This is a genomic window from Burkholderia mycopellens, from assembly GCF_964265025.1.
Lineage (GTDB): Bacteria > Pseudomonadota > Gammaproteobacteria > Burkholderiales > Burkholderiaceae > Burkholderia.
This window is the reverse complement of the sequence record NZ_OZ183804.1, coordinates 810,835-834,546: the sequence shown is the minus strand read 5'-3', so window position 1 is coordinate 834,546 and position 23,712 is coordinate 810,835. Positions and strand designations below refer to the sequence as shown.

General features: G+C 63.2%; 25 protein-coding genes and 1 pseudogene. 5 read left to right on the top strand and 21 right to left on the bottom strand.

The window, feature by feature from the left end:
- Nucleotides 1-11: 11 nt before the first annotated feature.
- Nucleotides 12-1,331 carry a chloride channel protein gene (locus ACPTTC_RS37735; protein ID WP_423396354.1) on the top strand — a complete coding sequence of 440 codons (1,320 nt, stop codon included), beginning with the start codon at nt 12-14 and terminating at the stop codon, nt 1,329-1,331.
- A 100-nt stretch (nt 1,332-1,431) separates the two neighbouring features.
- On the opposite strand, the gene petA is transcribed toward ACPTTC_RS37735, so the two are convergent.
- The 3 genes from petA to ACPTTC_RS37720 form a co-directional block, all read right to left on the bottom strand.
- On the bottom strand, nt 1,432-2,058 hold the full coding sequence (gene petA, locus ACPTTC_RS37730; RefSeq protein ID WP_423396353.1) for a ubiquinol-cytochrome c reductase iron-sulfur subunit: 627 nt from the start codon (nt 2,056-2,058) through the stop codon (nt 1,432-1,434).
- Between the two features lie 96 nt (nt 2,059-2,154).
- Nucleotides 2,155-2,589, bottom strand: coding sequence for a carboxypeptidase regulatory-like domain-containing protein (locus tag ACPTTC_RS37725; RefSeq protein ID WP_423396352.1), 435 nt, complete (start codon nt 2,587-2,589; stop codon nt 2,155-2,157).
- 50 nt (nt 2,590-2,639) lie between these two features.
- A complete protein-coding gene (locus ACPTTC_RS37720; RefSeq protein ID WP_423396351.1) occupies nt 2,640-4,106 on the bottom strand; it encodes a PDZ domain-containing protein in 1,467 nt (488 codons plus the stop codon).
- 382 nt (nt 4,107-4,488) lie between these two features.
- Between ACPTTC_RS37720 and ACPTTC_RS37715 the strand changes: the two genes are divergently transcribed.
- The gene (locus tag ACPTTC_RS37715) at nt 4,489-5,757 is read left to right on the top strand and encodes a cation:proton antiporter (protein ID WP_423396350.1); all 1,269 of its coding nucleotides are present in this window, start codon (nt 4,489-4,491) and stop codon (nt 5,755-5,757) included.
- Here the strand turns inward: ACPTTC_RS37715 and ACPTTC_RS37710 are convergent.
- From ACPTTC_RS37710 to ACPTTC_RS37650, 13 genes and pseudogenes are all read right to left on the bottom strand, one after another.
- Nucleotides 5,752-6,609 carry a F0F1 ATP synthase subunit gamma gene (locus tag ACPTTC_RS37710; protein ID WP_423396349.1) on the bottom strand — a complete coding sequence of 286 codons (858 nt, stop codon included), beginning with the start codon at nt 6,607-6,609 and terminating at the stop codon, nt 5,752-5,754. The two genes, ACPTTC_RS37715 and ACPTTC_RS37710, sit on opposite strands and share 6 nt — an antisense overlap.
- A gap of 17 nt (nt 6,610-6,626) precedes the next feature.
- Nucleotides 6,627-8,153 (bottom strand): annotated as a pseudogene (locus tag ACPTTC_RS37705) (F0F1 ATP synthase subunit alpha); the annotation flags it as partial.
- A complete protein-coding gene (locus ACPTTC_RS37700) occupies nt 8,131-8,883 on the bottom strand; it encodes a F0F1 ATP synthase subunit B (protein WP_423396348.1) in 753 nt (250 codons plus the stop codon). The pseudogene ACPTTC_RS37705 and the gene ACPTTC_RS37700, both read right to left, overlap by 23 nt.
- A gap of 9 nt (nt 8,884-8,892) precedes the next feature.
- Complete coding sequence (locus ACPTTC_RS37695) at nt 8,893-9,141, bottom strand: F0F1 ATP synthase subunit C (protein ID WP_124496478.1); 249 nt, start codon at nt 9,139-9,141, stop codon at nt 8,893-8,895.
- Complete coding sequence (locus tag ACPTTC_RS37690; RefSeq protein WP_423396347.1) at nt 9,138-9,836, bottom strand: F0F1 ATP synthase subunit A; 699 nt, start codon at nt 9,834-9,836, stop codon at nt 9,138-9,140. Before ACPTTC_RS37690 ends, ACPTTC_RS37695 begins: the two co-directional genes overlap by 4 nt.
- Entirely contained in the window at nt 9,833-10,117 is a 285-nt protein-coding gene (locus tag ACPTTC_RS37685) for an ATP synthase subunit I (protein ID WP_423396346.1), read from the bottom strand. The genes ACPTTC_RS37690 and ACPTTC_RS37685 overlap by 4 nt, the downstream gene beginning before the upstream one ends.
- A gap of 3 nt (nt 10,118-10,120) precedes the next feature.
- The gene (locus ACPTTC_RS37680; RefSeq protein WP_423396345.1) at nt 10,121-10,465 is read right to left on the bottom strand and encodes an AtpZ/AtpI family protein; all 345 of its coding nucleotides are present in this window, start codon (nt 10,463-10,465) and stop codon (nt 10,121-10,123) included.
- Entirely contained in the window at nt 10,455-10,919 is a 465-nt protein-coding gene (locus tag ACPTTC_RS37675; RefSeq protein WP_423396344.1) for a F0F1 ATP synthase subunit epsilon, read from the bottom strand. Before ACPTTC_RS37675 ends, ACPTTC_RS37680 begins: the two co-directional genes overlap by 11 nt.
- Nucleotides 10,916-12,346, bottom strand: coding sequence for a F0F1 ATP synthase subunit beta (atpD, locus tag ACPTTC_RS37670; protein ID WP_423396343.1), 1,431 nt, complete (start codon nt 12,344-12,346; stop codon nt 10,916-10,918). Before atpD ends, ACPTTC_RS37675 begins: the two co-directional genes overlap by 4 nt.
- A 522-nt stretch (nt 12,347-12,868) precedes the next feature.
- Nucleotides 12,869-13,600 carry an energy transducer TonB gene (locus ACPTTC_RS37665; protein WP_423396342.1) on the bottom strand — a complete coding sequence of 244 codons (732 nt, stop codon included), beginning with the start codon at nt 13,598-13,600 and terminating at the stop codon, nt 12,869-12,871.
- On the bottom strand, nt 13,593-13,991 hold the full coding sequence (locus ACPTTC_RS37660) for an ExbD/TolR family protein (protein ID WP_423396341.1): 399 nt from the start codon (nt 13,989-13,991) through the stop codon (nt 13,593-13,595). The genes ACPTTC_RS37665 and ACPTTC_RS37660 overlap by 8 nt, the downstream gene beginning before the upstream one ends.
- Nucleotides 13,988-14,578, bottom strand: a complete 591-nt coding sequence (locus tag ACPTTC_RS37655) for a MotA/TolQ/ExbB proton channel family protein (RefSeq protein ID WP_423396340.1) — start codon at nt 14,576-14,578, stop codon at nt 13,988-13,990. The genes ACPTTC_RS37660 and ACPTTC_RS37655 overlap by 4 nt, the downstream gene beginning before the upstream one ends.
- Before the next feature lie 27 nt (nt 14,579-14,605).
- Entirely contained in the window at nt 14,606-16,966 is a 2,361-nt protein-coding gene (locus ACPTTC_RS37650) for a TonB-dependent receptor (protein ID WP_423396339.1), read from the bottom strand.
- A 420-nt stretch (nt 16,967-17,386) separates the two neighbouring features.
- On the opposite strand from ACPTTC_RS37650, the gene ACPTTC_RS37645 reads away from it, so the two are divergent.
- The 3 genes from ACPTTC_RS37645 to ACPTTC_RS37635 all read left to right on the top strand — a co-directional run bounded on the left by ACPTTC_RS37645 (nt 17,387) and on the right by ACPTTC_RS37635 (nt 18,885).
- The gene (locus ACPTTC_RS37645) at nt 17,387-17,734 is read left to right on the top strand and encodes a hypothetical protein (RefSeq protein WP_175952468.1); all 348 of its coding nucleotides are present in this window, start codon (nt 17,387-17,389) and stop codon (nt 17,732-17,734) included.
- A 211-nt stretch (nt 17,735-17,945) separates the two neighbouring features.
- Nucleotides 17,946-18,350, top strand: a complete 405-nt coding sequence (locus tag ACPTTC_RS37640) for a CopD family protein (RefSeq protein WP_423396338.1) — start codon at nt 17,946-17,948, stop codon at nt 18,348-18,350.
- Between the two features lie 76 nt (nt 18,351-18,426).
- Nucleotides 18,427-18,885: a copper chaperone PCu(A)C gene (locus tag ACPTTC_RS37635; RefSeq protein ID WP_423396337.1), complete on the top strand. Its 459-nt coding sequence runs from the start codon at nt 18,427-18,429 to the stop codon at nt 18,883-18,885.
- A 45-nt stretch (nt 18,886-18,930) separates the two neighbouring features.
- Here the strand turns inward: ACPTTC_RS37635 and ACPTTC_RS37630 are convergent, their stop codons facing one another.
- The 5 genes from ACPTTC_RS37630 to ACPTTC_RS37610 all read right to left on the bottom strand — a co-directional run bounded on the left by ACPTTC_RS37630 (nt 18,931) and on the right by ACPTTC_RS37610 (nt 22,983).
- Nucleotides 18,931-19,326: a hypothetical protein gene (locus ACPTTC_RS37630; RefSeq protein WP_423396336.1), complete on the bottom strand. Its 396-nt coding sequence runs from the start codon at nt 19,324-19,326 to the stop codon at nt 18,931-18,933.
- 95 nt (nt 19,327-19,421) lie between these two features.
- Nucleotides 19,422-21,590: a TonB-dependent receptor gene (locus ACPTTC_RS37625; protein ID WP_423396335.1), complete on the bottom strand. Its 2,169-nt coding sequence runs from the start codon at nt 21,588-21,590 to the stop codon at nt 19,422-19,424.
- Between the two features lie 77 nt (nt 21,591-21,667).
- Entirely contained in the window at nt 21,668-21,910 is a 243-nt protein-coding gene (locus ACPTTC_RS37620) for a copper uptake system-associated protein (RefSeq protein ID WP_423396334.1), read from the bottom strand.
- A complete protein-coding gene (locus ACPTTC_RS37615; RefSeq protein WP_423396333.1) occupies nt 21,880-22,248 on the bottom strand; it encodes a hypothetical protein in 369 nt (122 codons plus the stop codon). Before ACPTTC_RS37615 ends, ACPTTC_RS37620 begins: the two co-directional genes overlap by 31 nt.
- A gap of 249 nt (nt 22,249-22,497) precedes the next feature.
- Complete coding sequence (locus tag ACPTTC_RS37610; RefSeq protein ID WP_423396332.1) at nt 22,498-22,983, bottom strand: DUF2946 family protein; 486 nt, start codon at nt 22,981-22,983, stop codon at nt 22,498-22,500.
- Nucleotides 22,984-23,712: the final 729 nt, after the last annotated feature.

Genomic DNA, 23,712 nt, shown 5'->3' with positions numbered 1-23,712 from the left:
GGGGGAGACCGATGATCCGTATTTCCGCGCTCGCAGATCGACGCGCGTTGCTGCATGCGCGGCGTCTGTGGCTTCACTATGGCGTGTTCTGGCTGGGTGCGGTGGCTGTCGGCCTCGTAGCGGTGCTTTACGCGAAGCTGATCGATTTCGGCTACGCAGTGTTTCTGGACTACGCCGCCGAACATGCCTGGTTGCCGCTGATCGTCACGCCGACGATCGGTGCGGTGACGGTCTGGCTGACACGGCGATTCTTCGATGGTGCGGAGGGGAGCGGCATTCCGCAGGTGATTGCCATGCTGCATGCTCCAGGCAACACGGGGGCGCGGTTGCTCAAGGTCCGGATCCTGATCGGGAAGATACTTGTCTCGTTCCTGGCCATTCTCGGTGGGTTCACGATCGGTCGCGAAGGTCCGACGATTCACGTCGGCGCCGCACTCATGTTCAACCTGCGGAAGTTCTATCCCCAGCGGTTCCGTGCGATTCGCCCGGGCGTCCTCGAGCACCGGCTGGCCCTCGCGGGCGCGGCAGCGGGCCTTTCCGCCGCGTTCAATGCACCGCTCGCCGGCGTCGTGTTCGCGATCGAGGAACTCACGCGTAGTTTCGAACAAAGGACGAGCGGCGTGCTGATCACGGCGATCATCTTCGCCGGTATCGTGTCGCTCGGCATTCAGGGTAACTACGTTTATTTCGGCACGATCGATGTCGGCGCGCGCCTGCCTGAGTCGCTGGTGCTTGCGGTCGTCCTCATCGGCGTGATCGCCGGCGTCATGGGCGGAATCTTCTGCTGGCTGTTACTCAACACGCGACGCTGGATGCCGCGAGGGCTTCAGGATTTTCGTGCCGGCCAGCCCGTGCTGTTCGGCGCAGCGTGCGGGCTGGTTGTTGCAGTCGTCGGCGTGGCGACGCACGGCCATACGTTCGGCAGCGGATACGCGGAAGCCCGCGGCATGCTCGAAAGCCATGCGAACGTGAGCGTCCTGTACCCGGTGTTCAAGATGGTTTCGATGATTGGCTCGTACCTGCCTGGTGCGCCGGGTGGCTTGTTTGCACCGTCGCTCGCGATCGGTGCAGGGATCGGCAACACGCTGCATACGCTGTTCTCGGGCATGCAGCTGCAGATGCTGATCGCGCTTGGCATGGTCGGCTATCTTGCCGCGGTCACGCAGAGCCCGATCACCGCGTTCGTGATCGTCATCGAGATGATCAACGGCCACGCGCTGGTCATCTCGTTGATGGCCACGGCGCTGATCGCCAGCCGCGTGTCGCGATTCTTTGCTCCGCCGCTGTACGAAGCGTTGTCGACACGCTATTTTCCCGCTGACCACCGATGACCCCTGACGCCCCAGGCGTACCTGATGGGAAATGAGCCACCCTTACGCTTCAACCGTGGTCGTTGAGCGCGGAAATGGGCAGCTCCGCGGATTGTCGAGGCTATGCTGCGCCATGTTCGTCCTGACCGATCAGCAATTCGGTTGGTGACAGGAACATGTAGCGCGGAACGTCGAGGTTCTGCGGGGCCGGCTTGTCGCGGAATACACGTCCGGCCAGATCGTAGGTTGATCCGTGGCATGGACACAGGAAGCCACCTGGCCAGTTGTCGGGAAGGTTCGGCTGAGGCCCGGATTGAAACCTGGGGGTCGGTGTACAACCGAGATGCGTGCAAACGCCGACCACGACGAGAATGTTCCGATGCTCGGGCCGCGAGCGAAACGGGTTTTTGCAATAGTTCGGCAGCGGCATCGAGAACGTGTGGAGCGAGTCCGGATCAGCGACCAGTGGGGTCGCCTTGATGACGCTTGCGAGCATGGCCGGCGATCGGTTGACAATGAACACCGGTTTGCCTCGCCATGCAGCTGTCAACATCCCGCCCTCCGACAACTGACTGATGTCGACCTTGACCGGGGCGCCTGCCGCGAGCGCGCTGGCGGGCGGGGTCAGCGAATCCACAAACGGAATGACCGCTGCTATTGAGCCGACGCCACCCGCGACGGTTGTCGCGATGAGCCAACGACGGCGATTGACGTCGGGGCCCGTAGCCTCGATCGGCTTCTCGTCCATGTCCACTCCTTCAAGACAAAAGGCGCACGTGCCGTCACGGCGGCTGCCGTGACTGAAACGGTGGCCGAACAGGGTAGCGCGGCGCCTCGTGTCGATTCACATGGTCCAGACGAACACCGCATGCGCATGCGACGACGCCTGTATTGAGACGCTCCGACGCATGACTTTCCCGTGATACGTGGCCGTTACGGCATAGTGCCCGGCCGGCATCGATACGAGCAGAAAAGGTCCGGCAGTCACCGTCGAGAGCACGGTCTTGCCATGTGCGTCGACGATCTGCACCGGGATATCTGCCAAATATTCGTTCCCGCTGCGCGTGTGCCCCGCGAACTCAAGCGAGAGCGAATATTTGCCGATCTCCTGTTTGATCGCGGCTGATTGGTCACTTCCGATTCCTCCGGACAGGTAGGTAACCTTGCCCGAATTTTCGGGAGGTGGAAGCGACGTCTGCTCAGCGGCCAACCCGCTTCGGGCGAAAACCGCAATCGCCACGGCAGTGACGCCGAGTGCCATTCTGGATGAGGACTTCATGATTGCACTCCTGCAGTGCTCCGTGTCGACGTGTTTGCTCCGAATCGTCTTCAGCTCACACCCATGGAGACGAACATTCGCGCGCCGTTCCGGTCGACCAGGAGCGCTACGCTATGAGCGGAACGTACGATGTTCTTGAAGAACTGAGCTGTACTCGTCACCGGGGTGCTGTTGATCCTCAGAATGATGTCGCCCGGTTCGATTCCGGCGAGCGCAGCCGGCCCGCTACTTTGCTCGACGCGTACGCCACCCTGGACACCTGCAGCCCGCTTTTCGTTACCACTCAGATTGCGTACCCCCAGTCCGTACGTGCCGTAGGACGCGCGATTCGCCGTGTTGACGGGAAGGTCGTGGGAGTCCATCGACGATGGAACCACCGTCGCGTGATGGACAGCGCCATTGCGCCAGTAGCCGAGATCGATCGTGGCGCCAGGGCTCAGATCGGCCACTGCCGCCGGTAAATGTGTCGAATCCGGAACGGCCGCGCCGTTGATCCAAACGATGACGTCGCCTGCCCGCAAGCCTGCCTTTGCTGCAGGACCACCCGAGTCGACCGACGTGACGAGCGCGCCATTCGGCCGCGGCAACCCGAACGACCGGGCGAGCGGATCCGTCACGTTTTGCACTGCGACACCGATGTGCCCATGGGTGGCCTTGCCGTGCATCTTCAGCTGGCGTTCGACCTTCATGGCTTCGTCGATCGGTATCGCGAAGGCGAGACCTTGGTACGCGCGGCCGTCGTCCGGAAGCGGCGTTTCGATACCGACGACTTCACCGTTGAGGTTCAGGAGCGGACTGCCGCCATCGCCGGCGTTCTCCGTGAGATCGGTCTGGATCAATGGAGCGTAGGATTGGTCAGGAAGCAGACGGGAGGTATTGCTTACGATGCCTCTCACGATCGAGTTTCCGAGTCCGTATGGGGAACCCATCGATGCGACCCATTCGCCGGCTTTGAGCGTCGAGGGCGATCCGATTCTGGCAACCGGCAACCCTTTCGCGGGAATGTGAAGCAGCGCGACGCCGCTTGCCGGGTCGCTACCGACTACTCTGGCTCGATAGGTTCGCCCGTCGACGAGGGAGACGGTGATTCTAGAGGCACCGGCAATGTCGCTGGCATCTGTGAGGATGTCCCCGTCCGGCGAGATAATGAAGCCGCTGGCGTGTTGCCGTGTGAGGGCCCCGCGATCGTCGCCTGGTACGGGAGAGAATTCCCTGAAGAAGCGAAGGAACGGATCGTTTCCAACGCTTGGCGGAGGCCATAGTTGCTTCACACCTGAGGCAGTATCGAGTGGAGATGCGTTGACCGCTACGACGACAGGCCCGTCTACCCTCGCTATGTTCTCGAAGTCAGACACGATGCCCGGATAGGCCGCCATGTCTGAAGTTGTGGAGAGAGCGAGTGGAGGAGCCCGCGTTGTCTGCGACGGGGCAAGCGATGCCTTCGACATGCAACTTGCCGACAACGCTGCAATTGCGACACTGGCGACCGTGATACGCGTGAATCCGATGCTTGCCATGACTACGCTCCTGTCGCGCGGAGCCGAACCGGTTGGCGAAACCGTCGGTAGGGCAATTTCGTGACGCGACGATTCCACCGTAGGTCGCGAGAATTAAATTGTGCTTAAGAAGCCGGAATGAGTGTGGCCGATTGTCTTGGGGCGCGATGATTTTCGCGCCCGGGTATACCGCCCGGCTTCGGCCGATGTCACGATGGACACTAACCCTGACTGGCGCCCGATACGGGTGATGTATGCTCCTTCGCGCCGCGGTACGATCTGACGAATGCGTCAAATCTTGAACGCGATTCAACTCAGGGGATTCGTCGCCCGGTGCCCTGCGTAAGACATGCGGTCATGGGGTGGGGCGGCCAACTTTCAGCAGGACCTCGGATAGGTAAACATGACGTTTTTTCAAGCGCTGACTGCCTTGATTGTCCTGGCTGCACTAGGTAGCTACGTCAACCACCGCGCTTTTCGTTTGCCGCCGACTATCGGGGTGATGACGATCGCGCTCGTCGTGACCGTCCTGCTCGTCACGCTGGGAGAAATCGGGGAAATCGACGTCGCGCGGTATGCGCGACTGATCCCGGAGATCGACTTCAGCGAACTCCTGTTTCACGGCTTTCTGCCATTTCTGCTGTTCGCCGGCGCATTGCACGTCGACTTTGGTGACCTACGTCAGGTCAAGTGGACAGTCGGTGTGCTCTCGACCGTCGGCACACTGATTTCCACCGCCGTTGTGGGCGTCGCGTTCTGGTACGCGTCGTCGTGGGTGGGTGTTCGTATCAGCTTCATGTATGCATTGCTGTTCGGGGCGCTCATATCCCCCACTGATCCGATTGCCGTGATGAGCATCATCAAGAAGGCGGGTGCGCCGAAGGAGCTGGAAACCCGGATTACCGGGGAAAGTCTCTTTAACGACGGTGTGGGTGCGATCGTCTTTCTGACGCTACTGGGTATAGCGACCGGTGCTCATGATCCAGAGCCGGTCACCGTCGCATTTTCGTTTCTTCAACAGGCCGTTGGAGGCGCATTGGCGGGATGGTTGACCGGTTGGCTCGTGTTCCGCCTCGTCGGCAGCATCGACAATCACCACGTCGAGATCTTGCTATCCATCGCGCTCTGCATGGGATCGTATGCACTGGCGGAGGTTGCACGGGCATCGGGCCCTATCGCCGTGGTGGTGGCCGGACTGTTCGTTGGTAACAAAGGGGGAATGACGGCGGCGGCCGGACAGGCCGGCGATTATCTGGGCATATTCTGGGAGGTCGTCGATGAGATGATGAACAGCGTGCTCTTTCTTCTGATTGGCCTTGAAGTTGTTTCGGTCCATCAGACCGGACCGTATCTGATAGCGGGTCTCGTTGCCATCGTCTGTGTGCTCGTCGGGCGAGCGGTGAGCGTGGCCATTCCGCTCTGGGCAATCAATCTCCGTATCCGGTTTCCGAAAGGCACAACCACGCTGCTGATCTGGGGCGGCCTCCGCGGTGCCATCTCGATCGCGCTCGCGCTATTGCTTCCACATGGGCCGCAGCGTGAGTTGGTCGTGACCGTCACCTATGTCGTTGTTGTGTTCTCCGTGCTGACACAGGGAATGACGTTCGGATGGTTTCTCCGGAAGTTGACCGCGACCTCGAACCGGCAAAGGCAATCCCGTCGCGAATCATGACGCGACGCCCCCGTCGACGGTCGATAGTTCGACGATTTCGGCAGTGATTTGCTCCTGCCTCAAGCGGTGATAGTCCCGGCTCAGGTGTTGCGCGGTGTCGTCGATATTGCGTTTCGCCGCGATCATTGCGCGCATGCGCGCTTCGTTCTCCGCCGCGAACGACAGGATGATAGCCTCGCAAACCTGCGTGTAGACATATTCCTCGGCCAGTCTTTCCTGCAGTTGCGGTAGCGGGAGCGTGACAACCGGCGGAAAGGGGCGCGTGACCTGTTTGAATCGCTGGAAATCGAAGGGCAGCAGCGATGTCGTCTGGACGACCGCTTCGCTGATCGCTTGCGGTACACCGTGCACGAGCGTGACATGCGACGCGTTGCCGTGACGCAGGCGACGATACAGCGCATTGACAATCTTCTCTGCGAGCTCGGATGCGGCATCGGCGTGAACGATCATTTCCGATGACCAGGTCATCGGGAGACCGAGCTCGTCGGCCGCACTTCGTGCGCGATCGCCCACGATGAAATACTCGACGGATCCGGTTCCCGGCCGGTGGATTGCCTGAAGCACACGTTGATTGTAGGTGCCGACGAAGCCGTGTTCCGGGCCGATAACGATATAGACATGGGTGTCGTCCGGAAGCGGCAACCCCGAGCGCTCGGGTGGCTGTAGTACGGCAATGCTCATTGCATCAGCGATCGCAAGGCCGATCAGATCGGCGCATGCGCGGATTCCCGGCAGGCGCGCGAGCGCTTCTCGCGTGCGTGTCGCCGCGATGCCGCGCATCGCGCTCACCACGGATTCCAGTTCGCGGACCGTACCCAGTCGGTTCTGAACGTCGCCGAGCCGATTGCTCATCGGTCGCTCCGGAGTTCCGCCGATTGCGGGATGAGATCGCGGACGATGCGAACGAGTTCGGCGCGATCATCGGATGACACGTTGTGGCCGGCAACGAGCACGGGACCGAGCTTGGTCGCGATACCGGTCGAATCGAGGCGGGCGGGAAGAGCGACTCGCACCGCAGCGATCGCCGACGGTGCGCATGCATCGAATACGCCGTCGGCCAGTGCAAACAGCAATGCGATCTCGCCTACCGGGCGTAGCGGCGCGAATCGCGGTTGCGCAATCAATGCGCGAATGCGTTCCCCACGATCGATTTGCGCCTTGATTCGGGTATCGCTGAGCCCGCCGAAGCGCGTGAACATCTCGAGCTCGAGAAACTGCGCGTAATCGAGCCGCAATCGTCCCGACGCAGCTCTCAGTGCCGGCAGCTGGGCCTTGCCGCCGACCCGGCTGATGCTGAGCCCGACATCGATGGCGGGGCGCTGGTTGGCCGCGAACAGGTGGGCGTCGAGCACGATCTGCCCGTCGGTAATCGAGATCAGATTGGTTGGAATGTACGCCGCGAGATTCCCGGCATCGGTTTCCGCAATGGGCAGCGCGGTCAACGAGCCGCCGCCGCGCTCCGCGGAAAGCTTGGCGGCCCGCTCGAGCAGGCGGGCATGCAGGTAGAAGATATCGCCAGGATAGGCCTCTCGTCCGGGCGGATCTCGTGCCAGGAGTGCCAGCTCACGATGGGTTGCGGCGTGCTTCGTCAGATCGTCGATGACCACGAGTGCGTGCTGACCCCGGTCGCGGAAGTATTCCGCGATGCTGAACGCTGCGAACGGTGCGATCCATTGCAGACCGGGCGGATCGGCCGCCGATGCGACGACGAAGATACAGCGCTCCGGTGCGCCGTTCCGTCGAACCGCATCGATGACGCGTTCGACTGCGGTGGCCCGCTGGCCAATCGCCACGTACACGCAGATCACGTCGGAATGCTTCTGGTTGACGATCGCGTCGACCGCGATGGACGTCTTGCCCGTTGCCCGATCGCCGATGATCAGCTCGCGCTGTCCGCGGCCGATCGCGAAAAGCGCGTCGATCAAGAGGATGCCTGTTTCGACAGGTTGAGAGACCGCTGCGCGTTCGATGATCGACGGCGCGGCGCGTTCGATCGGAAGGGACGACGAACATTTCGGCGGTTGGCCGCGATCGAGCGGCCTCCCGAGCGGATCGACGACGCGCCCGAGCAGGTTCGAGCCCACCGGCACCTCGACGACGCGGCCGGTACCCGAGACGCGCGTGCCGGCCGCAACGCCGCTTTCGGCGTCGAGTAACACGCAACTGAGCGTGTCGACGTCCAGCTTGAGCGCGAATCCGAACTGCCCCCCGTCGAACCGCAGCAACTCGTTCAGGCGAACATGCGGAAGGCCGCTCACCCGTGCAATGCCGTCAGCGATGTGCTCGACGCGCCCGACCGACTCCGCCTGCGGTGCGAGATTCAGCGCCGCCAGCACGGTCCTGCCGTGCGCCAGCCATGCGTCGGCTGTGCCGTCACGCGTTTCGTTCGTCGCCATGGGAAATGAGGTCGCTTTTCAGGGATTCCAGACTATGTCGAAAGCTGTTTCGCACGATGACGTGCGGCGCGACGAGTTCGAGTCCCGCGATCAAGGCCGGATCGACGTCGGTGTGTATCGGCGTGTCGTGACCCAGCGCCGTTGCGAGCATCGAGCGACAGCGGGCCAGCTCGTCGTCGTGCAACGTACGCGGGGCGATCAGGCGCAGTATTTCGCCGTCGCGGCCGAGGCGTGCGCGGTCCTCCGCAGGCAGTGCCCGGACGGCTTCGGCGAGTGGCTCGATGAAGCCTTCCACCAGCGAGCCGGCCGGGAGTGTCGTGAGCAATCGGGCCGCGATGTCGATCGCAAACTGGCTGGCCCGCGCCGCATTGTCACGCAGTGCGTCTTTTTTCATCGCTTCGATTTCAGCCTCGGCGGCTTTTCTCAGCGCATCGGCCTCGGCATGTGCGTCGGCGAGCAGCGATGCCTTAAGGTGCTCGACCTCGACGGTGGCCGCACTCGATCGTTTCAGGCGAGTGGCCTCTTGCTCGGCAACATCTCTCGCCGCCTTGTCGCGATCCTGCTGCGCCGCGTCGCGAGCGTCCGATGCGTCCTGCAGAAGACGCGCGGCGGCTTGCTGACGATCGGCCATGATCCTGGCAACCGGCTTGAACAGAAAGCGCGACAGCAGCCAGATCAGGACGAGGACGTTGACCGTCTGGAAGCCGAGTGTCCACCAGTCGATTCGCATGGTCAATGCTTACTTGGTAAACGGATTGGCAAACAGAACGAGCAGGGCGACCACGAGACAGTAGATCGCCATGGTTTCGATCATCGCCAGGCCGACAAATAACGTTCGTGAAATCGTACCGGCCGATTCCGGTTGGCGCGCCAATGCATCCATCGCGGCAGCGACGGCGCGGCCCTCGGCCAGTGCCGGGCCGATTGCGCCGAAGGAAACGGCGATCGCAGCCGCGACGATGCTTGCCAGTTGAATCCAGTTGTTCATGATGCTCCTTGCGGTGGATGCGATGCGGGCGCGCCTTCGCCGCCGAGCGCGGCGCCGATGAAGACCGCCGCGAGTACCGTGAAGATGTATGCCTGAACCGCGCCTGTCAGCAGGTCGAGCGCCATGAGCGGAATCGGAACCAGCAGGCCCGCGAGCGACAGTACGATGCCGATCACGAACACGCCGCTCATGACGTTGCCGAACAGGCGCACGATCAGTGAAAAGGTACGGGTTATCTGCTCGACCAGATTGAGCGGAATCATGATCCAGGTCGGTTGTGCGAACGACGCGAGATACCGGGCGAGCCCGCGCTCGCGGATGCCGTAAAGCACCGTCGACACGAAGACGATGCCGGCGAGGGCGGCGTCGGTTTCAAGATGGGCGGTAGGGGGCTCGACACCCGGGATCACGCCGGACCAGTTGCACGTCAGGATGAACAGGAACAACGTTCCGAGCAACGCTCTGCAACGCGCGGGTTCAACTTGCATCGTGTCCTGCAACTGGCTGTCGAGTGTCGAGACGAACAACTCGGCCGCTGTCTGGAGTTTGCCGGGCGTCAGCGACAGTCGCCGGCGCATCGCGACCGCGGCGACGGCAATGAGCGCCATCAGCACCCAGGTGGTTGCCACCGGCGTCGAGACGGGTACCTCCCCGATGCGAAACAGCGGTTCGGTCATGAGCGGTGAATGCATCATGACGAACCTCCAGGCAACCGGATCATCACGCGGCGAGCGAGCATGATGCCGACGAGGCTGCTCAGCAACGCGCCGTATCCGATTTGCGCGAGGCCAAATAGCACTAGGGCGAGCGTACCGAAGCGCACGAGATGCATGATGATGGCGATGCTGATCGCATCCCGTGCATACCAGCGCACGTTGACGAGTAGCGACGCGAAAAAGGCAACGCCGACGATCCCGCCGGCCATTCCGCCGACGGCAGTCTGGACGGGAAGGGACCACGTCTGGATCGGTATCATGTTTCAGCTCCCTGGGCCCTGGCGATGCATCCAGCGCCATGCGGACCACAGACCGAACGCCGCGCCAAGCATCAGCAGTGGCGCGGAGAAGAACACGCCGGTATGAAAATGCCGGTCGAGCCAATGCCCTAGCCATAACGCCAGCAACGCCGGGATCACGATCATCCAGCCAAGCATGCCGATCTGCCCGAGTCGGGAGCCCAGTGTCGGCTCCGGCACGTCACGCGCCTGTCTGTCGCGCTGGACGGCGCGTTGAGCGGTCTGTTCGAGTACCGGCGCGTCGGGCTCGTGGGTTTTCGCCTCCGGGCCGGATCGGGCAGGCGCATCCTTTCGGGGTTCACCGCTCATGTCCGGCGCCCTCGTCGATACCGTCAGGGCAGGCTGCCGTATCCGGCGCACCGGGACGCAGATACTTCAGTATCTGCCGAATCGCTTGAGCATTGAGGCGCGTTTGCTCGACGCGCACTCTGCGCGCCGCATCGAGACGCGATTCTCGGGTTTCCCGCACGCGTGCTTGCAGTGTCTCGAGCGCATCGCCGAGTTCGCCGTCACGGCACGCGATACTGATGTCCGTGCCGTTGACGACCCGCAATACGCCGCTGCTTACCGCGCAAAACCGGCGCGTGCCGTCTGCCGTACGCCAACGCACGACACAGGGTGACAGCACGGTCAGAAAATCGGTATGCCCGGGCAGAACACCGAAACTGCCGGTCGCATCCTCCGCACGGAAGGCGACGACATCCGGTGTATCGACCAGCATCCCGGCCGGCGTCGCGATGGTCATGTGGAGAGCGGCGCTCATGTTGTTTCCCGCTCCCGCTCGCGGGCTTCGTCAAGCGTCCCGATCATGTACAGCGATTGTTCCCGCCACGCGTCGCATTCGCCGTCGAGTATGGCGCGGCATCCGGCAATGGTGTCGTCGATCGCGACGGAGCGGCCCGGCACACCCGTGAACGCTTCGGTGACGGCGAACGGCTGGGTCAGAAACCGCTGCAGACGGCGGGCCCGTCCGACGATCCGGCGGTCGTCCGTGCCCAGTTCCTCGATGCCTAGCAGCGAAATGACATCCTGCAGCTCGCGGTAATGCTCGATCGTACGCCGCACGTCGGTTGCGACCTGAACGTGTTCGGCGCCGACCACCAGCGGATCGAGCAGGATCGACGACGAGGTGATCGGATCGATCGCCGGATACATGCCTTCGGCGGCCATCGTGCGCGACAAGACGACCATGCTGTCGACGTGCGCGGCGATGGTCGTGACGGCGGGGTCCGTGAAATCGTCCGCCGGAACGTAGACCGCCTCGATCGCCGTGATCGAGACGCCGCCGACAGAAACAATACGCTCCTGCAACGCCGCCACTTCGCTCGCCAGAGTCGGCTGATAGCCGACGCGTGACGGGAGCCGCCCGAGCAAACCCGATACTTCGGCGCCGGCTTGGACGAAGCGGAATACGTTGTCCATCAGGAGCAGCACGTTCTGGCGCTGTTCGTCGCGAAAATATTCTGCAACCGTCAAGGCGGTCAGCGGAACGCGCCAGCGCGCCCCCGGGGGTTCGTTCATCTGACCGTACACGAGCACGGTCTTTGGCAGCACGCCGGAATGCTGCATGTCCACCAGCAGTTCATGGCCTTCTCGCGAGCGCTCCCCGACGCCGGCGAACACCGATATGCCCTGGTAGCGCTCGACCATCGCATGAATCAGCTCCATGACGAGGACGGTCTTGCCCACGCCGGCGCCGCCGAACATCGCCGCTTTGCCGCCCCGGGCGAGCGGGGCGAGAAGATCGACGACCTTGATGCCAGTCGCGAAGATGCCGGTTGCGCTGTCCTGTGAGGACAATGCCGGTGGCGGTTGATGAATGGGACGGCGCTGGACATCGACCGGAAGCGGTTCGCGCTGGTCGCCCGGCGTACCCATCACGTCGATCAGGCGTCCGAGTACGGCTTTGCCGACCGGAACCGCAATCGGCTGACAGGACGCTTGCGCCGACGCGCCTCTCGGCAATCCGTTGGTCGACTGCATCGCCAGTGCGCGGACCGTCCGGTCATCGAGGTGGGCCTGGACTTCCGCGACGATCGAACTCCCGCCATCGATTTCGATCGAGATCGCGGTATCCACCGGCGGCAGCATGCCGGACGGGAACGCGATATCGACCACTGCACCGCGGACTGCGACGACGCGTCCGGGAAGCTGTCGGCTGGATGCACTGGCGATCGATGCTGTGTTCATCGGTTTTAGTCGCGGTTGGGGGCGCCCGTGTACAGGCCCGTGCAGTACGGAGCCGAGTCGCGGGCAAAGGCCACGGCCAATATTTACTGCGACGCATCCTGCCGACGATTGATCGTGATCAAGGAGCTTGTCGGCGGGGCGGCTGGGAGGTGAGGGCGGGGACGGTCACGTCAGAATGGCGCTGGTTCTCGGTAATCCGTGTGGTGACAACCAGATTGATGCACATCAGGGGTTCTCCCGATTTTCGTGCACTTTGCCGCTGGAGGCCGGTCTGGCTGCGACAAGGGCTGGCGCTCAGCCCCAAAAGCAACGGTCCTTTGCCGAACCACTTGCCGGGTGCGCCCGTCGTCAGGCGCTCGGCATCCTCTCGGGGCGGCTCCGTTACCTGGTGGCGGCCGGAGCCGACAGGATTCACACTCGAATATCGACTGTCGGCCCGGATCGCCGCGACAACGCGCTGCGCATTGCCATTACTGCGAGGGTTTGCGCGTACCCCTGCTTCGCGCGGGTAACCCCAATCGCTCAATTCACATTGAAATGCACGCGCACGTCCTGTTGGCTCTCGACAGGATGCCCGTTTTCCATCGCGGGGAAAAAGCGCCATCGGCGCAGCGTCTCGAGCAGGATTTGATTGAGTCGAGGATTCTGCGTCGGTTTGACAAGATCGATATCGAACGTGCCGTCTGCGTGGACAAGAAAGCGCGCGACCGCCATCGCCTGATATCCCTGCTCGCGCAGATCGTCGGGTAGTTCGGGCAGCGGCTGCGAAATCAGACGTGCCTGCGCATTGCCCGCCGAGGCAGAATGAGTCGTGGCGGTGTCCGCTTTCGTCGCAGAGGCAGGCCGCGCATCGTCGAGTGCCGCATGCGCGGTGTGTGTCTCCGTTGACGCAACCGGTTGTTGCGTTGGCAGCGCGTCGTGCGATGAAGCCGGATCGAACCGCTTCGCGGCGGCAGCAGGCCGAACCGGCGCGAGCGCCTGCGCTGGCCGTAGCGGCACAGGCTTCGATACGGTGTGTTCGATGGGTGCCGCTTTCGATGCCGCATGCGTCGTGGGTGGCGCGCTTGGCGGCAGTTCGACCAGCTGCATCTGAATTGAATCCGGGGTGTGCGGAGCCGGTTCGTCGCCGGAGAATAGCCGCGTCGAACTCACGAGAAACGCACCCCAGATCACGCTGGCGAGCGCGATCGTTCCCGCGAACCGACGCCCGTCACGATCGGGCGCCGAACCTGATTCGAGCGCGTTCCTAGTCACGATGAACCGCGATGAGAAAATGCTCGGCCCCGGCCCGCCGGGCTTCCAGCATCACCTGCACGACGATGCCATGCGTTGCGCCGTCGTCCGCCGCGATCACAATATCGTGATTCCGGCCGAGCAGATGGGCGACGGTACCGTTCACGCGGTCGAGCGACACCGGTTGCTGATTGACGAAGATCTGGTTCGTCCGGCTTATCGCCAGCGTCAATGGCCGATCCGCCTGCAACTGCTGTGCGTGTCCACGCGGCAAATTGATCCCGACCGCGTCGAGACGCTGCATCGCGAGCGAGGTCAGCATGAATGTCGCGAGCAGGAAAAACATCACGTCGATCATTGGAATGATCTCGATACGGCCGCGCCTTGATGTGCGCGAGCGGCGCAGCTTCATGACGCCGTCCCCGCCTGTTCGCGCGCCAGCCGCATTTCGGCGAGCCGTTCGTTCGCGAACGATTCGAGATCGTCCATCAATCTGTCGACGCGTCGCGAAAAATAGTTGAATGCGAACAGCGACACGAGCGCGATGACGAGGCCGATCGCAGTCGCGACGAGCGCTTGCGCGATGCCGCCCGACACGCCGGCGGGGCTCACGAGCCCGTCGCCGCCAATCAGCCGGAACGAGCGCATCATCCCGACGATCGTGCCGAGCAGGCCGAGCAGCGGTGCGGCCGTGACGATCGTTTCGAGCAGCCAGAGGCCGCGGCTCATGTCGCGCTCGACCTGCTGCGCGGCGGCATCGAGCTTTGCTTCGACGTGCCAGAGCGGCGTTGTACCTTGATCGAAGATCGCGGCGAGTCGACGTGTCACGTGCCGCTCCGGCAGGGCGCGGGCAGCGCTGCCGCGCCCGCTCGTGAAGCGCCAGAACACGTATGCACGGTCGAGCGTGATCGCAAGTGCGATGATCGCGAGCGCGCTGAGCGGATAAACGACCCAGCCGCCGATGCGCAACGCATCCGTGAAACCTGCCCATTCATTCATCGTGTGTTACCTCGTGTGATCTGGAGCTCAGAAGTGTTTGGTCAGGCCGGCGTAGATCGCGCGCCGCGGTCCGAATTGCGGCGCGCCGACGCCGATGCCCGAGCCGTCCCGCAGTTCATAGACGCGGCCGAACGTATTGATGAGCGAGACGCGCGCGTCGAATTTGCCGACGATCGGTTCCTCGAAGTGCTCGAGCACGCCGAGATTGACCTGTGCGTACCATGGCAGGCGATCGGTATTCGCAAAGCCGCTCCGCAGGCCGCTTCCAACGATGCCGTCGGCGCTGAAGGTCGTCTTGCCGAGCGTATACGCACCGCCGAACGATGCCGTGATGCGCTGGTCGTGATCGAGATACACCCAATTGTTCGCGATGTAAGCGAGCTCGTCGGGACCGAAGTTGAATTGCGCGGACTCGATGTTCTTGCCCTGTGCGCGGCTATACGCGACGTTCATATACGCGGAAACGTTGCCCTGCTTGTAGCTCGACGTGAATTCGAGGCCGTATACGCGACCGTACTGGTAGTTGAACGGCGTGAAGATCAGTGCGGTGCCGAACTGGCCCTCGTCGAGCAGATCGGACACCTTCTTGTAGTACGCGTCGAGCCCGACCGTGAGCGCGGGTGTGAGCCGCTGCGTGATGCCGATGTCGAAATAGTGGCTGCGCTCGGGTTTCACGGGATCGTTCTGCGCGCTGGGGCTCTGGTTCGTCGTGCCATTGAAGGTGCCGATCGTCGAATCGGACACGAGTTCGAACGCCGGAGGCGTGAAATAACGCGCGTAGCCTGCGTGCAGCGTCGTCGATTCCGTTGGCTGATAGACAAGGCCGATACGCGGACTCAACTGCCCGGCCTGCACGTATTCGTTCATGCGATCGACACGCAGGCCGTAGTTCAGCGTCAGCTTTGGCGTGATCTTCCACTCGTCCTGCGCGTAGAGGCTATATAGGTAGCCCGACTTGTCGTTCGAATCAGAAATCGTGGTCGGCTGATCCGACAGCTGATTGCCGTTGGCGTCGACGGGAAATACGGCGACGTTGTTGTTGAAGACCGCGTGCTCGCGCTCGAACATCAGGCCGGCACGCAGTGTATGGCTGTCGTTCAGTCGATAGGTGAAGTCCGCCTGGGCACCGTTCGCGCGGTTGCTGTGGAAGTCGTCGGACGCGACGCCGTTGAAGATCAGATCGCCGACCGGATCGGGATTGAATTTCGTGCGTGTGTAGCGCGTGAAGAGCGCAACCTGATAGTCGAGCGCGCCGCCGTTCGTGCCTTGCAAGGCGAGCACGGCGAAGTTGTTCAGTTCCGCCTGCGTCTCGTTGAGCGCGGCCGAGTCGAATGTCGAGTTCCCGTTGAGCGTGAACGCGGGCGCGATGCCGGGGGTATTCGGGATCTCGAAGCGATTGCTCGTTGTGCCGAACATCAGGCTCGCGCGCGTGAATGGATTCAGCAGATACGACAGGTAGCCGAACGCGTTGCCTTGCCGCGTGTGGTCGTGCAGCGGATTTCCGTTCGATGTCGGCGCCTCGATGCCGAGATTGTTTTCGCCGAGCGTGCCGGAAAAGTAATAGCTGAGCGGGCCGTTCGAACCGAATACGTCGGCGCTCGTCTGGATCGTCTGATGACTGCCGCCGTAGACGTCGATCGTGCCGCCGTTGCCGGTGTCACCGGATTTCGTGCGAATGTCGACGACGCCGGCCGTCCGGTAGCCGTATTGCGCGGGCAGCGCGCCGGTGACGAGGTTCACCTGGTCGATGATCCGCGAGTCGAGCGACTGGCCGAAGCCGCTGATCGGCTCGGGAATGATGATGCCGTTCAGCCGGTATTGCAGATTCGCGTGATCGCCACGAACATGCAGTTGTCCGAACGAATCGTAGGCAACGCCCGGCGCTTGCAGCAGCACCTGATTGAGCGGCGTGTTCTCGCCTTGAGGCAGTGTCTCGATGTCGGCCCGCGAGAACCGGTAGACGCTGGCGCCGACTTCCGGAAGCAGCCCGTTGCGCGCGCGATCGAGCCGTTTCGCGTTCACCGTCACGTCCAGCGTGCCGGCGTCCTTGCCGAGCGTCACGTCGACCGGGGCGGGTGCCTTGCCTGCTGCGACTGTCGAGATGCTCGTGCCGGTCGTGTATCCGGGCGCGTCGACGACTGCCACATAGGTGCCGGGCGCGACATTGTCGAACCGGAAGTGGCCGTCGGCACCGGACTGCGCGTGCGCGACTGCGTGGCCGTCAGCATCCTGGAGCGTGATCCGGGCGTGTACGAGCGCGTGACCTTGCGTATCGGCGACGGTGCCGGCAAGGGTCGCGCCGGCATCGGCGGCGAAAGCTTCAGCCTGGAGGAACGCGGCGAACGCCAGGATGGCGGCCTGAGACAGTAGCAGGCGGTTGATTTTCATTGTGCGGTTCGGGATGTGGGTCGTTTTTTTTCCCGCGAGAGCACGCTGAAAGGCACGTCGAAATGATTTGAAACGTTATAACATATCATTTCTGGGGCGCCATTTCCCGTCTACGGGAAGCCTCTTGCCGGCGTGAGCGAACAGGACGTACGCGTCACGCCAAGATGGAGATGATATAACATTGCATTCGTCGTGCACAATGACCCTGTTTGTTGCAGGTCGGTGAGTTTCGCTCGACGCAGCCATGCCGACTGGCCCTCATGGTCGGCCGGGAGTATTGTTGGGAGGCGTGCCACGCGTTCCGGTTTCGCTTCCTGATGGCGCAGAGCCGGGCCAGGCTGGTTCCCCCGTCGAAGCCGCTTTCGATGGGGCATCGACAGGTGGTCATCGAATGTTCCCGTGCGGACAAAGGAGACAAGCATGAACCCATGCAACGAACCTCATCATGCTCACCATGACCATCAGCATGGCCCGGGCTGCGGACACACCGCAATCAAGCACGGCGACCACGTAGACTATCTGCACGATGGCCATTTACATCATCCGCATGGCGATCATGTCGACGAACACAAGGTCGAGGTCAGTGCAAACAATCCCGACCAGTGCACGCCGGGTTGCGGCGGCCATGAACCGGGCCACATCCACGGCCCCGGCTGTGGACACGAGCGGGTACCGCATGGCGATCACGTCGACTACCTGGTCAACGGCCATCTTCATCACCCGCATGGCGATCATTGCGACGACCACGGTCCGGTAGAACTCGCCTGAGCAGTATCGAAGCGCGGCGGGGAATCGGATTCCCCGCTGCCTTCCCGGACGCCGACAGGTGCGTCAGGCGTACCGGTATCGCCAAGGCTGAAGGCACGCTTTCCTTGCCCCCTGTTTGGCAGCGAATTGCCATTCATTGACGGAGTGTCGTCCGGATCGTGCCGGAGCGGGCAGTGGCCGCCTGTAGCGACGCTCCAAGTCAGGCTGCGCGATGGCACGGCGTACGAGCCAACGCAGATCGGCGCAGCAGACGGCTGCGTTTTGCTCGGCGCTCTCCCATCTCGCGACCGGTGCATTCGCTGTCGTGCTCGTCACGGGGCTCTACAACGTGCTGCAGGATACGGCGCACACCGGCGCGGCGCTGTTTGGCATAGCCTGGGGCCGCGTGCTCGCGGCGAAGCTCACGTGCGTCGCATTCGCGGCGTTGCTCGGCGGCTGGAACCGCCTGGTCGTATTGCCCGATCTGCGCTTGCGTGCCGAACGGCACGATACGGGTTATCCGGCCGCGCAACACCGCTTCGACAGGGCGCTTGCCGTCGAGGCCGTCGTCATGGTCGCGGTCCTGGCGCTTGCAGCGTTGCTGGGCCATACCGCGCCGACGGCGGGCGCGTCCTGACGATACGTTTGCCCACGGAACAAAGCTGGGGGAGGGGCCCCTTCGTTATCCAACCATTCATGACAGAGGATCGACGATGAATATCACGAAAGCAACGCTTGCTGCGCTCGCTTTCCTGTCCGTCGCCGCATTGTCGCCGGTCGTGCATGCGGCGCCCGCACAATCGGTCGCCGTCTCCGACTGCTGGATTCGCGGGATGCCCGGCAATTTGCCGTCGGGCGGCTTCTTCAACGTGAAGAACAGCAGCGGCAACCCGATCGACCTGACTGGCGTCGACAGCGATGCTTTCGGCATGGCGATGCTGCACCAGACGCAATCGAACGGCAGCACGTCGACCATGGTGATGGTCGACAAGGCGACGGTACCGGCCGGCGGCACGCTGTCGTTCGCGCCGGGCGGCTATCACGTGATGCTCGAGCAACCGACGCATCCACTGAAGGTCGGTACGACGCTGCCGCTCACCTTCACGTTCGGCGACGGCGAGAAAGTCACCGCGCAGTGCACGGTGAAGGCGCCGGGAACGATGGCGAAGTAAGCGCGGCAAACGAGCATGCCGGTGCCGATACGCACCGGCATGCTTCTACCATTTGAACGTCTGCCAGCGGTACGTATCGTCGAGCGACTCGATGACGAGCCGCTCGACCGGAACGGGTTTGACCGATCCGTACCATTCGAGCGGATCCGCGCCTTGACGCACGCCTGCTGCGACGAGCGCGTCGCGTGCCGTGTCCTCGATCCGCGCCCGCCGCCAGAGTGCCTGATCGTGAAGCAGCTTCGTCGCGTCGATCCCGAAGCGGACGAGTCCACCGCCGGCCTGGCGCGTTTGCCACATCGTCAATGTCACGCGATCACCGGTGCCCGGGTCGATCGCCCGTCCGTTGGCCGTTTTCTCCCAGTAGGGATTGCGTGAAAACCACGCGACAGGTTTCGCTTCCGGTGCCATGTCGAGCGCTTTCGGCATGATGACTTCGCTCATGATGATGGACTCGAAGTGCAACATGACCGTGTAGTGCCATGCCATCGTAACCATGCGGAAATTCCCTTTTTCGATTGAACGCATGCCGTGACGTTTCAGTAGCGCACGGTCAGCGACGCGAACGCGGCCCGGCCGGGCGCGGGCGAGTGCAGTGTCTGCGAGCCGTCGTACCAGACGTATTCGTTGAACCGGTTGAACAGGTTCGTCACCTGCAGCTCGACGGTTGCCCGCTTCGATACGCGATAGGCGGCTCGCGCGTTGACGGTCACCGCCGCGCCGAAGCGGCCGGTCGAGTTGGTTTGCTCGAGGTAGTACGCGCTCTGGGCATTGCCCCATGCCGACACGTCGAGTTCGGGCGTTGCCCGCCAGTCGATCCCGGCCGACAACAGATGGTTCGGCACGTGATCGACCTGCTTGCCGGCGCTCGCCGGGCTCGCAGGCCCCGGATCGACGATGCGCGCCATCTGGTACGTGTACCCGAACCACAGCCCGACATCCCGCGCCACCCGCAGGTTGGCCTGCAGATCGACCCCGTGGCGCTTCGTCTTGCCGAGATTGTCGTAGTCGCCGGTCGGGTCGTTCAGCTTGCGGCGCACCTCGTTGGTCGCGAGCTGTTCCCAGTAGGCAACGCGGCCGTCAAGCCAGTCCGCCGGCTGGAATTTCACGCCCAGTTCCCAGCCGTCGTTGATCGACGGCGCGAGATCGCCGGTGCGCGGCGGGATCTTGTACGCGCCGGCACCGACGCCGACCTGGAATGAACGACCGTAGTTGCCGTACACGCTGTAGCCGTGCCACGGCGTATAGACCGCGCTGATTTTCGGCTGGCCGATCACGCCATAGCCGTTCATGTTGTAGCGCGCGCCGCTCAGGTTGTTGGTGAGATGCCCGCTCAACACGTCGACGCGATAGGCCGGCACGATCTTCAGGGCTTCGACCGGCTTCACGACGGCCTGCACGTAAGCGCCCCAGGTGTCGTACGAGAACGCCTGATCGCGGGTTTGCGATGTGCGCGCGTGGTGGTCGGTGAGCCAGCGCCGGCTGACATCGTCCTGCCACTCGCCGCTCACGCCGGCCTCCAGCGCAAAATCGCGTAGCCCGTTCACGCGCGGACGGAACGTCAGGGTGCTCAGGAAGCCGAGATGTCGCTCGTCGGAAAAACGCTCCTGCTGGCTGGTCGCCGAAGAGAACGTGACCCAGCGGCGCTCGCGAAACGTGTTCAGGTATGCGATCGTCGACCACGACAGCCGATTCGTCAGATTCACGTCGGTGTACAGCGCGTACTGCCCCGTTTCGCGAGTTGCCTGATCGGTCGAGTTGAACGCATACGAGGTGCGCGGATTCGCGCGGGCGTCCGCACCGCTCAGGTAGCCCGGCTCGTCGGCCGACACGCGCGCGTAGCGTGCGGAGAAACCGACGCGTACGTCGGCTGTCGGGCTGTAGAACCACTTGCCGGCCACGCCAACCTTGTCCGATCCCGAGTGATCGCGATAGCCGTCCGACTGGCGGTAGCCGAACGCGTAGTTCTGCGAGAACGTGTCGGTTTCATGGCCGGCGACCGTTTCCGCATCGAACGTGTCGTAGCTGCCATAGCCGATCCGGCCGCGCGCGTAGGTGCCACCCGTGAGTGTCGCGATCGACGCGTTGCCGGCGATCGCGTGCAGCCCGTAGCGCGGGTCGTTGGTGCCGCGCACCGTCTCGAGCGAGTCGATTTCGAGCGGAAACACGGCATCCATGAACGGCATGTTGCCGTCGTTGCTGTTCGACGGCACGCCATCGATCAGCAGCTTGACCGCATTGATCTCGCCCTCGCCGTTGAAGCCGCGAAAAGACAGCTTGCCTGAAGTGGTGCCCTGGTTGAAATCAGTCAGCAGCACGCCCGGTAACTGGCCGAACAGCTCCCATGGACTGCGTGCGTTCTGGTTCTCCAGATGCTCGGCGTCGACGCGGTCGACCGAGGTCAGGATGTTCCTCGACGTCAATGCGCCGGTACGCGTGCCGCTTACGTCGATGGTGCCGAGTATGAAGGTAGAGTCGCCGGTCGCGGTCGCGGTCGCGGTCGCGGTCGCGGTCGCGGTCCCGGTCGTGGTCGTGGTCGTGGTCGGACCGGTTTTCGGTGCGGCGTGGGTGCGGCCGCCGCGCGTATCGACAGGCTCGCCGTCGTCGCGCTCGGCGTCAGGTTGTGCGGCGGGCTCGGCCTGCGCGGTCATCGCGATCGCGATGCATGCGGGAGCAAGCCACGCTTTCCGGGTGTGTCGGATGCTCATCAAAAAGCTCTGGTTCGGTTGATTGGAATCGGGAGGATTCCCGGCGTGCCGCGGCCACGGCACGCCGGGACGTGACGTCAATGCGGGGCGGCACCCGATGCGGACGACACGTCGGAAGGCATGCGGAATCGGTCGAAACGCGCGACCGTGACCGGACGCATCGGCCGCTCGGCATCCGCGAGACGGGACAGCAGCACGTGCACATCCGATGACGGCACGCCGGCATCCTTCAGCCACGCGGGATCCTTCAACGCAGCGCCGCCGCAGGCGACGATCGTCCAGTGGTCGTTCACGACGCGCAGCAGCGCACGGCCGGCCATGTCGCGCTGTGTCCAATCGGCGCGAACTTGCCGGCAAGGGCGACGGCCTCGGTCACGACATGCCTGTCGGGGCCGTCGTAGGTGCGGGAGAGCAGTTGCGCGATCTGCGTGGCGGCCGAGGGTGGGGCGTCGGCAGCGCATGCATTCGCGGTGGCCACGGCGAGCGCGATGCCGCATGCCATTCGTCCCGCGAACGACTGGATCCGAAAAAGTCGCTTCATGACGGAAGTGGGCAACGTGTTGAACAGGTCGGCATGGAAGTGCCGGCGCCAGAGCGTCCGGTAGCCGGCGCGGGCGGATTGGGCGGGCGAGAGGGCCCGCAAGGCGGTGGTCGACATGGTGTCAGTTCCTCGTGCTCGTCGATCGGTCTGGCCGGCTCGGGGCCGGCCGCCGTCGACGCGCGGCACACTCGCGTGCGCACGCCGGCGGAACGGACGACGACACGTCATGCGCGGACGGTCATGGCGCGCATGGCGACGTCGCCGGAGCGGCGGGCGCTGTCGGGTGATCGCTTGAATCGGATGATGTGAAACGAACGACGTGACGATCCGCGCACGTCGACGTACGCGGACCATCAGGCAAATCGATCAGCAGAACAGAGGAGGGGCGCGGCAGGGCGGGCGATCGTCGAATATTGACCGCACCACGCGAGGGAAGTCGAAATGAATCCGGAACCGTGGAGGTGCCGCGACGGGAAACAACAGAGCCAGTAGCGCGACCGACGCGAGCGCCGTGAACAGCGCCGCACCGAATGCGCAGAGGCCGTCGCCGCCGGCGGACGACGCTGCGTTGCCGGCATGGGCATCATGCTTCAGCGCGCCGGCGAGCACGAACGCATCGTTGGCCGGTGTGATCGGCGCATCCGCATCGAATCGGGCAGCGAGTGCAGCCACGTTGACAATCAGCGGGCCGCGGCCCGAACACAGCACCACCGAGCCTGCATCCGGACCATCCGGATCGAGCATTAGGGCGCTCGACATCAGCGCCCGGGACAGCAGCGTTACAAGGAGGAACCCCCACAGAAGCTGTCGCGCGACGCCTTGCCGGAGCAGGAAGCGGCGAAGTGCGTTCATGGCGCGCGATTGTACATGGGTTTATGGGCAGGGAAAGACTGCCGCGCCAATGGGCGGTATCGGTCGTTATTCGATTGGACCAGACGGAGACGAGGTCAAGAGCGCATACGGTCTCGTCCGCTTGTCATGCTGCCAAAGACATTGCGGCACATAACGCAGACTACGAATTAATTTGACGTAATTCGGTAACTTGAAAGGGCAGGGTGCTTGCCGGCCAGAAGCCGTCGGTGATCAACCCGCACAGCCGACAGTGGAGCGGCTGCTTCGCTCCAGAAGCTGTCAAAATCCCAACACATGCAACGCCGTGGAAAAGCAATGCAGGGGTCACTAGTCAAGCCGGCGGTCATTCCTCTCGACACGCTCAGGGAGCAGATCGCACAGGCCGTCGCCGCAGCCAAGGCCTATGAAGTTCCGGACGCCTGTGTGGGGTAATCATACTTTCCGTGCAATTTCTGGCGGTTCGGTTACGAAAGTCGTTGTCAGTCAATGCGTTGGCTACCGTCGCGGTGGCAGCAAGCACACAAAGCACAGAGCGTTGCCGGAAGCAATTCCGTGCTTGGCCACCGCCATTTTTTGCTCGAAAAGTACGATTACCCCTCGAACTGCTGCGCCAGTTCGGCCAGCGTGTGCTCGCCTTTAACCGCTGCCAGCGCCACCTTCGCTTTGAGCGCCGCTGAGTGCGTGCGTCCGGTTCTCTTCGTCATTTCCTTGGTTCCTTTACCAGCATTA

Excerpts from the sequence above, each read along its gene's own strand:
- ACPTTC_RS37735 (WP_423396354.1), top strand. The coding sequence starts at position 12 with ATGATCCGTATTTCCGCGCTCGCAGATCGACGCGCGTTGCTGCATGCG.
- petA (WP_423396353.1), bottom strand. The coding sequence starts at position 2,058 with ATGGACGAGAAGCCGATCGAGGCTACGGGCCCCGACGTCAATCGCCGT.
- ACPTTC_RS37725 (WP_423396352.1), bottom strand. The coding sequence starts at position 2,589 with ATGAAGTCCTCATCCAGAATGGCACTCGGCGTCACTGCCGTGGCGATT.
- ACPTTC_RS37720 (WP_423396351.1), bottom strand. The coding sequence starts at position 4,106 with ATGGCAAGCATCGGATTCACGCGTATCACGGTCGCCAGTGTCGCAATT.
- ACPTTC_RS37715 (WP_423396350.1), top strand. The coding sequence starts at position 4,489 with ATGACGTTTTTTCAAGCGCTGACTGCCTTGATTGTCCTGGCTGCACTA.
- ACPTTC_RS37710 (WP_423396349.1), bottom strand. The coding sequence starts at position 6,609 with ATGAGCAATCGGCTCGGCGACGTTCAGAACCGACTGGGTACGGTCCGC.
- ACPTTC_RS37700 (WP_423396348.1), bottom strand. The coding sequence starts at position 8,883 with ATGCGAATCGACTGGTGGACACTCGGCTTCCAGACGGTCAACGTCCTC.
- ACPTTC_RS37695 (WP_124496478.1), bottom strand. The coding sequence starts at position 9,141 with ATGAACAACTGGATTCAACTGGCAAGCATCGTCGCGGCTGCGATCGCC.
- ACPTTC_RS37690 (WP_423396347.1), bottom strand. The coding sequence starts at position 9,836 with ATGATGCATTCACCGCTCATGACCGAACCGCTGTTTCGCATCGGGGAG.
- ACPTTC_RS37685 (WP_423396346.1), bottom strand. The coding sequence starts at position 10,117 with ATGATACCGATCCAGACGTGGTCCCTTCCCGTCCAGACTGCCGTCGGC.
- ACPTTC_RS37680 (WP_423396345.1), bottom strand. The coding sequence starts at position 10,465 with ATGAGCGGTGAACCCCGAAAGGATGCGCCTGCCCGATCCGGCCCGGAG.
- ACPTTC_RS37675 (WP_423396344.1), bottom strand. The coding sequence starts at position 10,919 with ATGAGCGCCGCTCTCCACATGACCATCGCGACGCCGGCCGGGATGCTG.
- atpD (WP_423396343.1), bottom strand. The coding sequence starts at position 12,346 with ATGAACACAGCATCGATCGCCAGTGCATCCAGCCGACAGCTTCCCGGA.
- ACPTTC_RS37660 (WP_423396341.1), bottom strand. The coding sequence starts at position 13,991 with ATGAAGCTGCGCCGCTCGCGCACATCAAGGCGCGGCCGTATCGAGATC.
- ACPTTC_RS37655 (WP_423396340.1), bottom strand. The coding sequence starts at position 14,578 with ATGAATGAATGGGCAGGTTTCACGGATGCGTTGCGCATCGGCGGCTGG.
- ACPTTC_RS37650 (WP_423396339.1), bottom strand. The coding sequence starts at position 16,966 with ATGAAAATCAACCGCCTGCTACTGTCTCAGGCCGCCATCCTGGCGTTC.
- ACPTTC_RS37645 (WP_175952468.1), top strand. The coding sequence starts at position 17,387 with ATGAACCCATGCAACGAACCTCATCATGCTCACCATGACCATCAGCAT.
- ACPTTC_RS37640 (WP_423396338.1), top strand. The coding sequence starts at position 17,946 with ATGGCACGGCGTACGAGCCAACGCAGATCGGCGCAGCAGACGGCTGCG.
- ACPTTC_RS37635 (WP_423396337.1), top strand. The coding sequence starts at position 18,427 with ATGAATATCACGAAAGCAACGCTTGCTGCGCTCGCTTTCCTGTCCGTC.
- ACPTTC_RS37630 (WP_423396336.1), bottom strand. The coding sequence starts at position 19,326 with ATGAGCGAAGTCATCATGCCGAAAGCGCTCGACATGGCACCGGAAGCG.
- ACPTTC_RS37625 (WP_423396335.1), bottom strand. The coding sequence starts at position 21,590 with ATGAGCATCCGACACACCCGGAAAGCGTGGCTTGCTCCCGCATGCATC.
- ACPTTC_RS37620 (WP_423396334.1), bottom strand. The coding sequence starts at position 21,910 with ATGGCCGGCCGTGCGCTGCTGCGCGTCGTGAACGACCACTGGACGATC.
- ACPTTC_RS37615 (WP_423396333.1), bottom strand. The coding sequence starts at position 22,248 with ATGTCGACCACCGCCTTGCGGGCCCTCTCGCCCGCCCAATCCGCCCGC.
- ACPTTC_RS37610 (WP_423396332.1), bottom strand. The coding sequence starts at position 22,983 with ATGAACGCACTTCGCCGCTTCCTGCTCCGGCAAGGCGTCGCGCGACAG.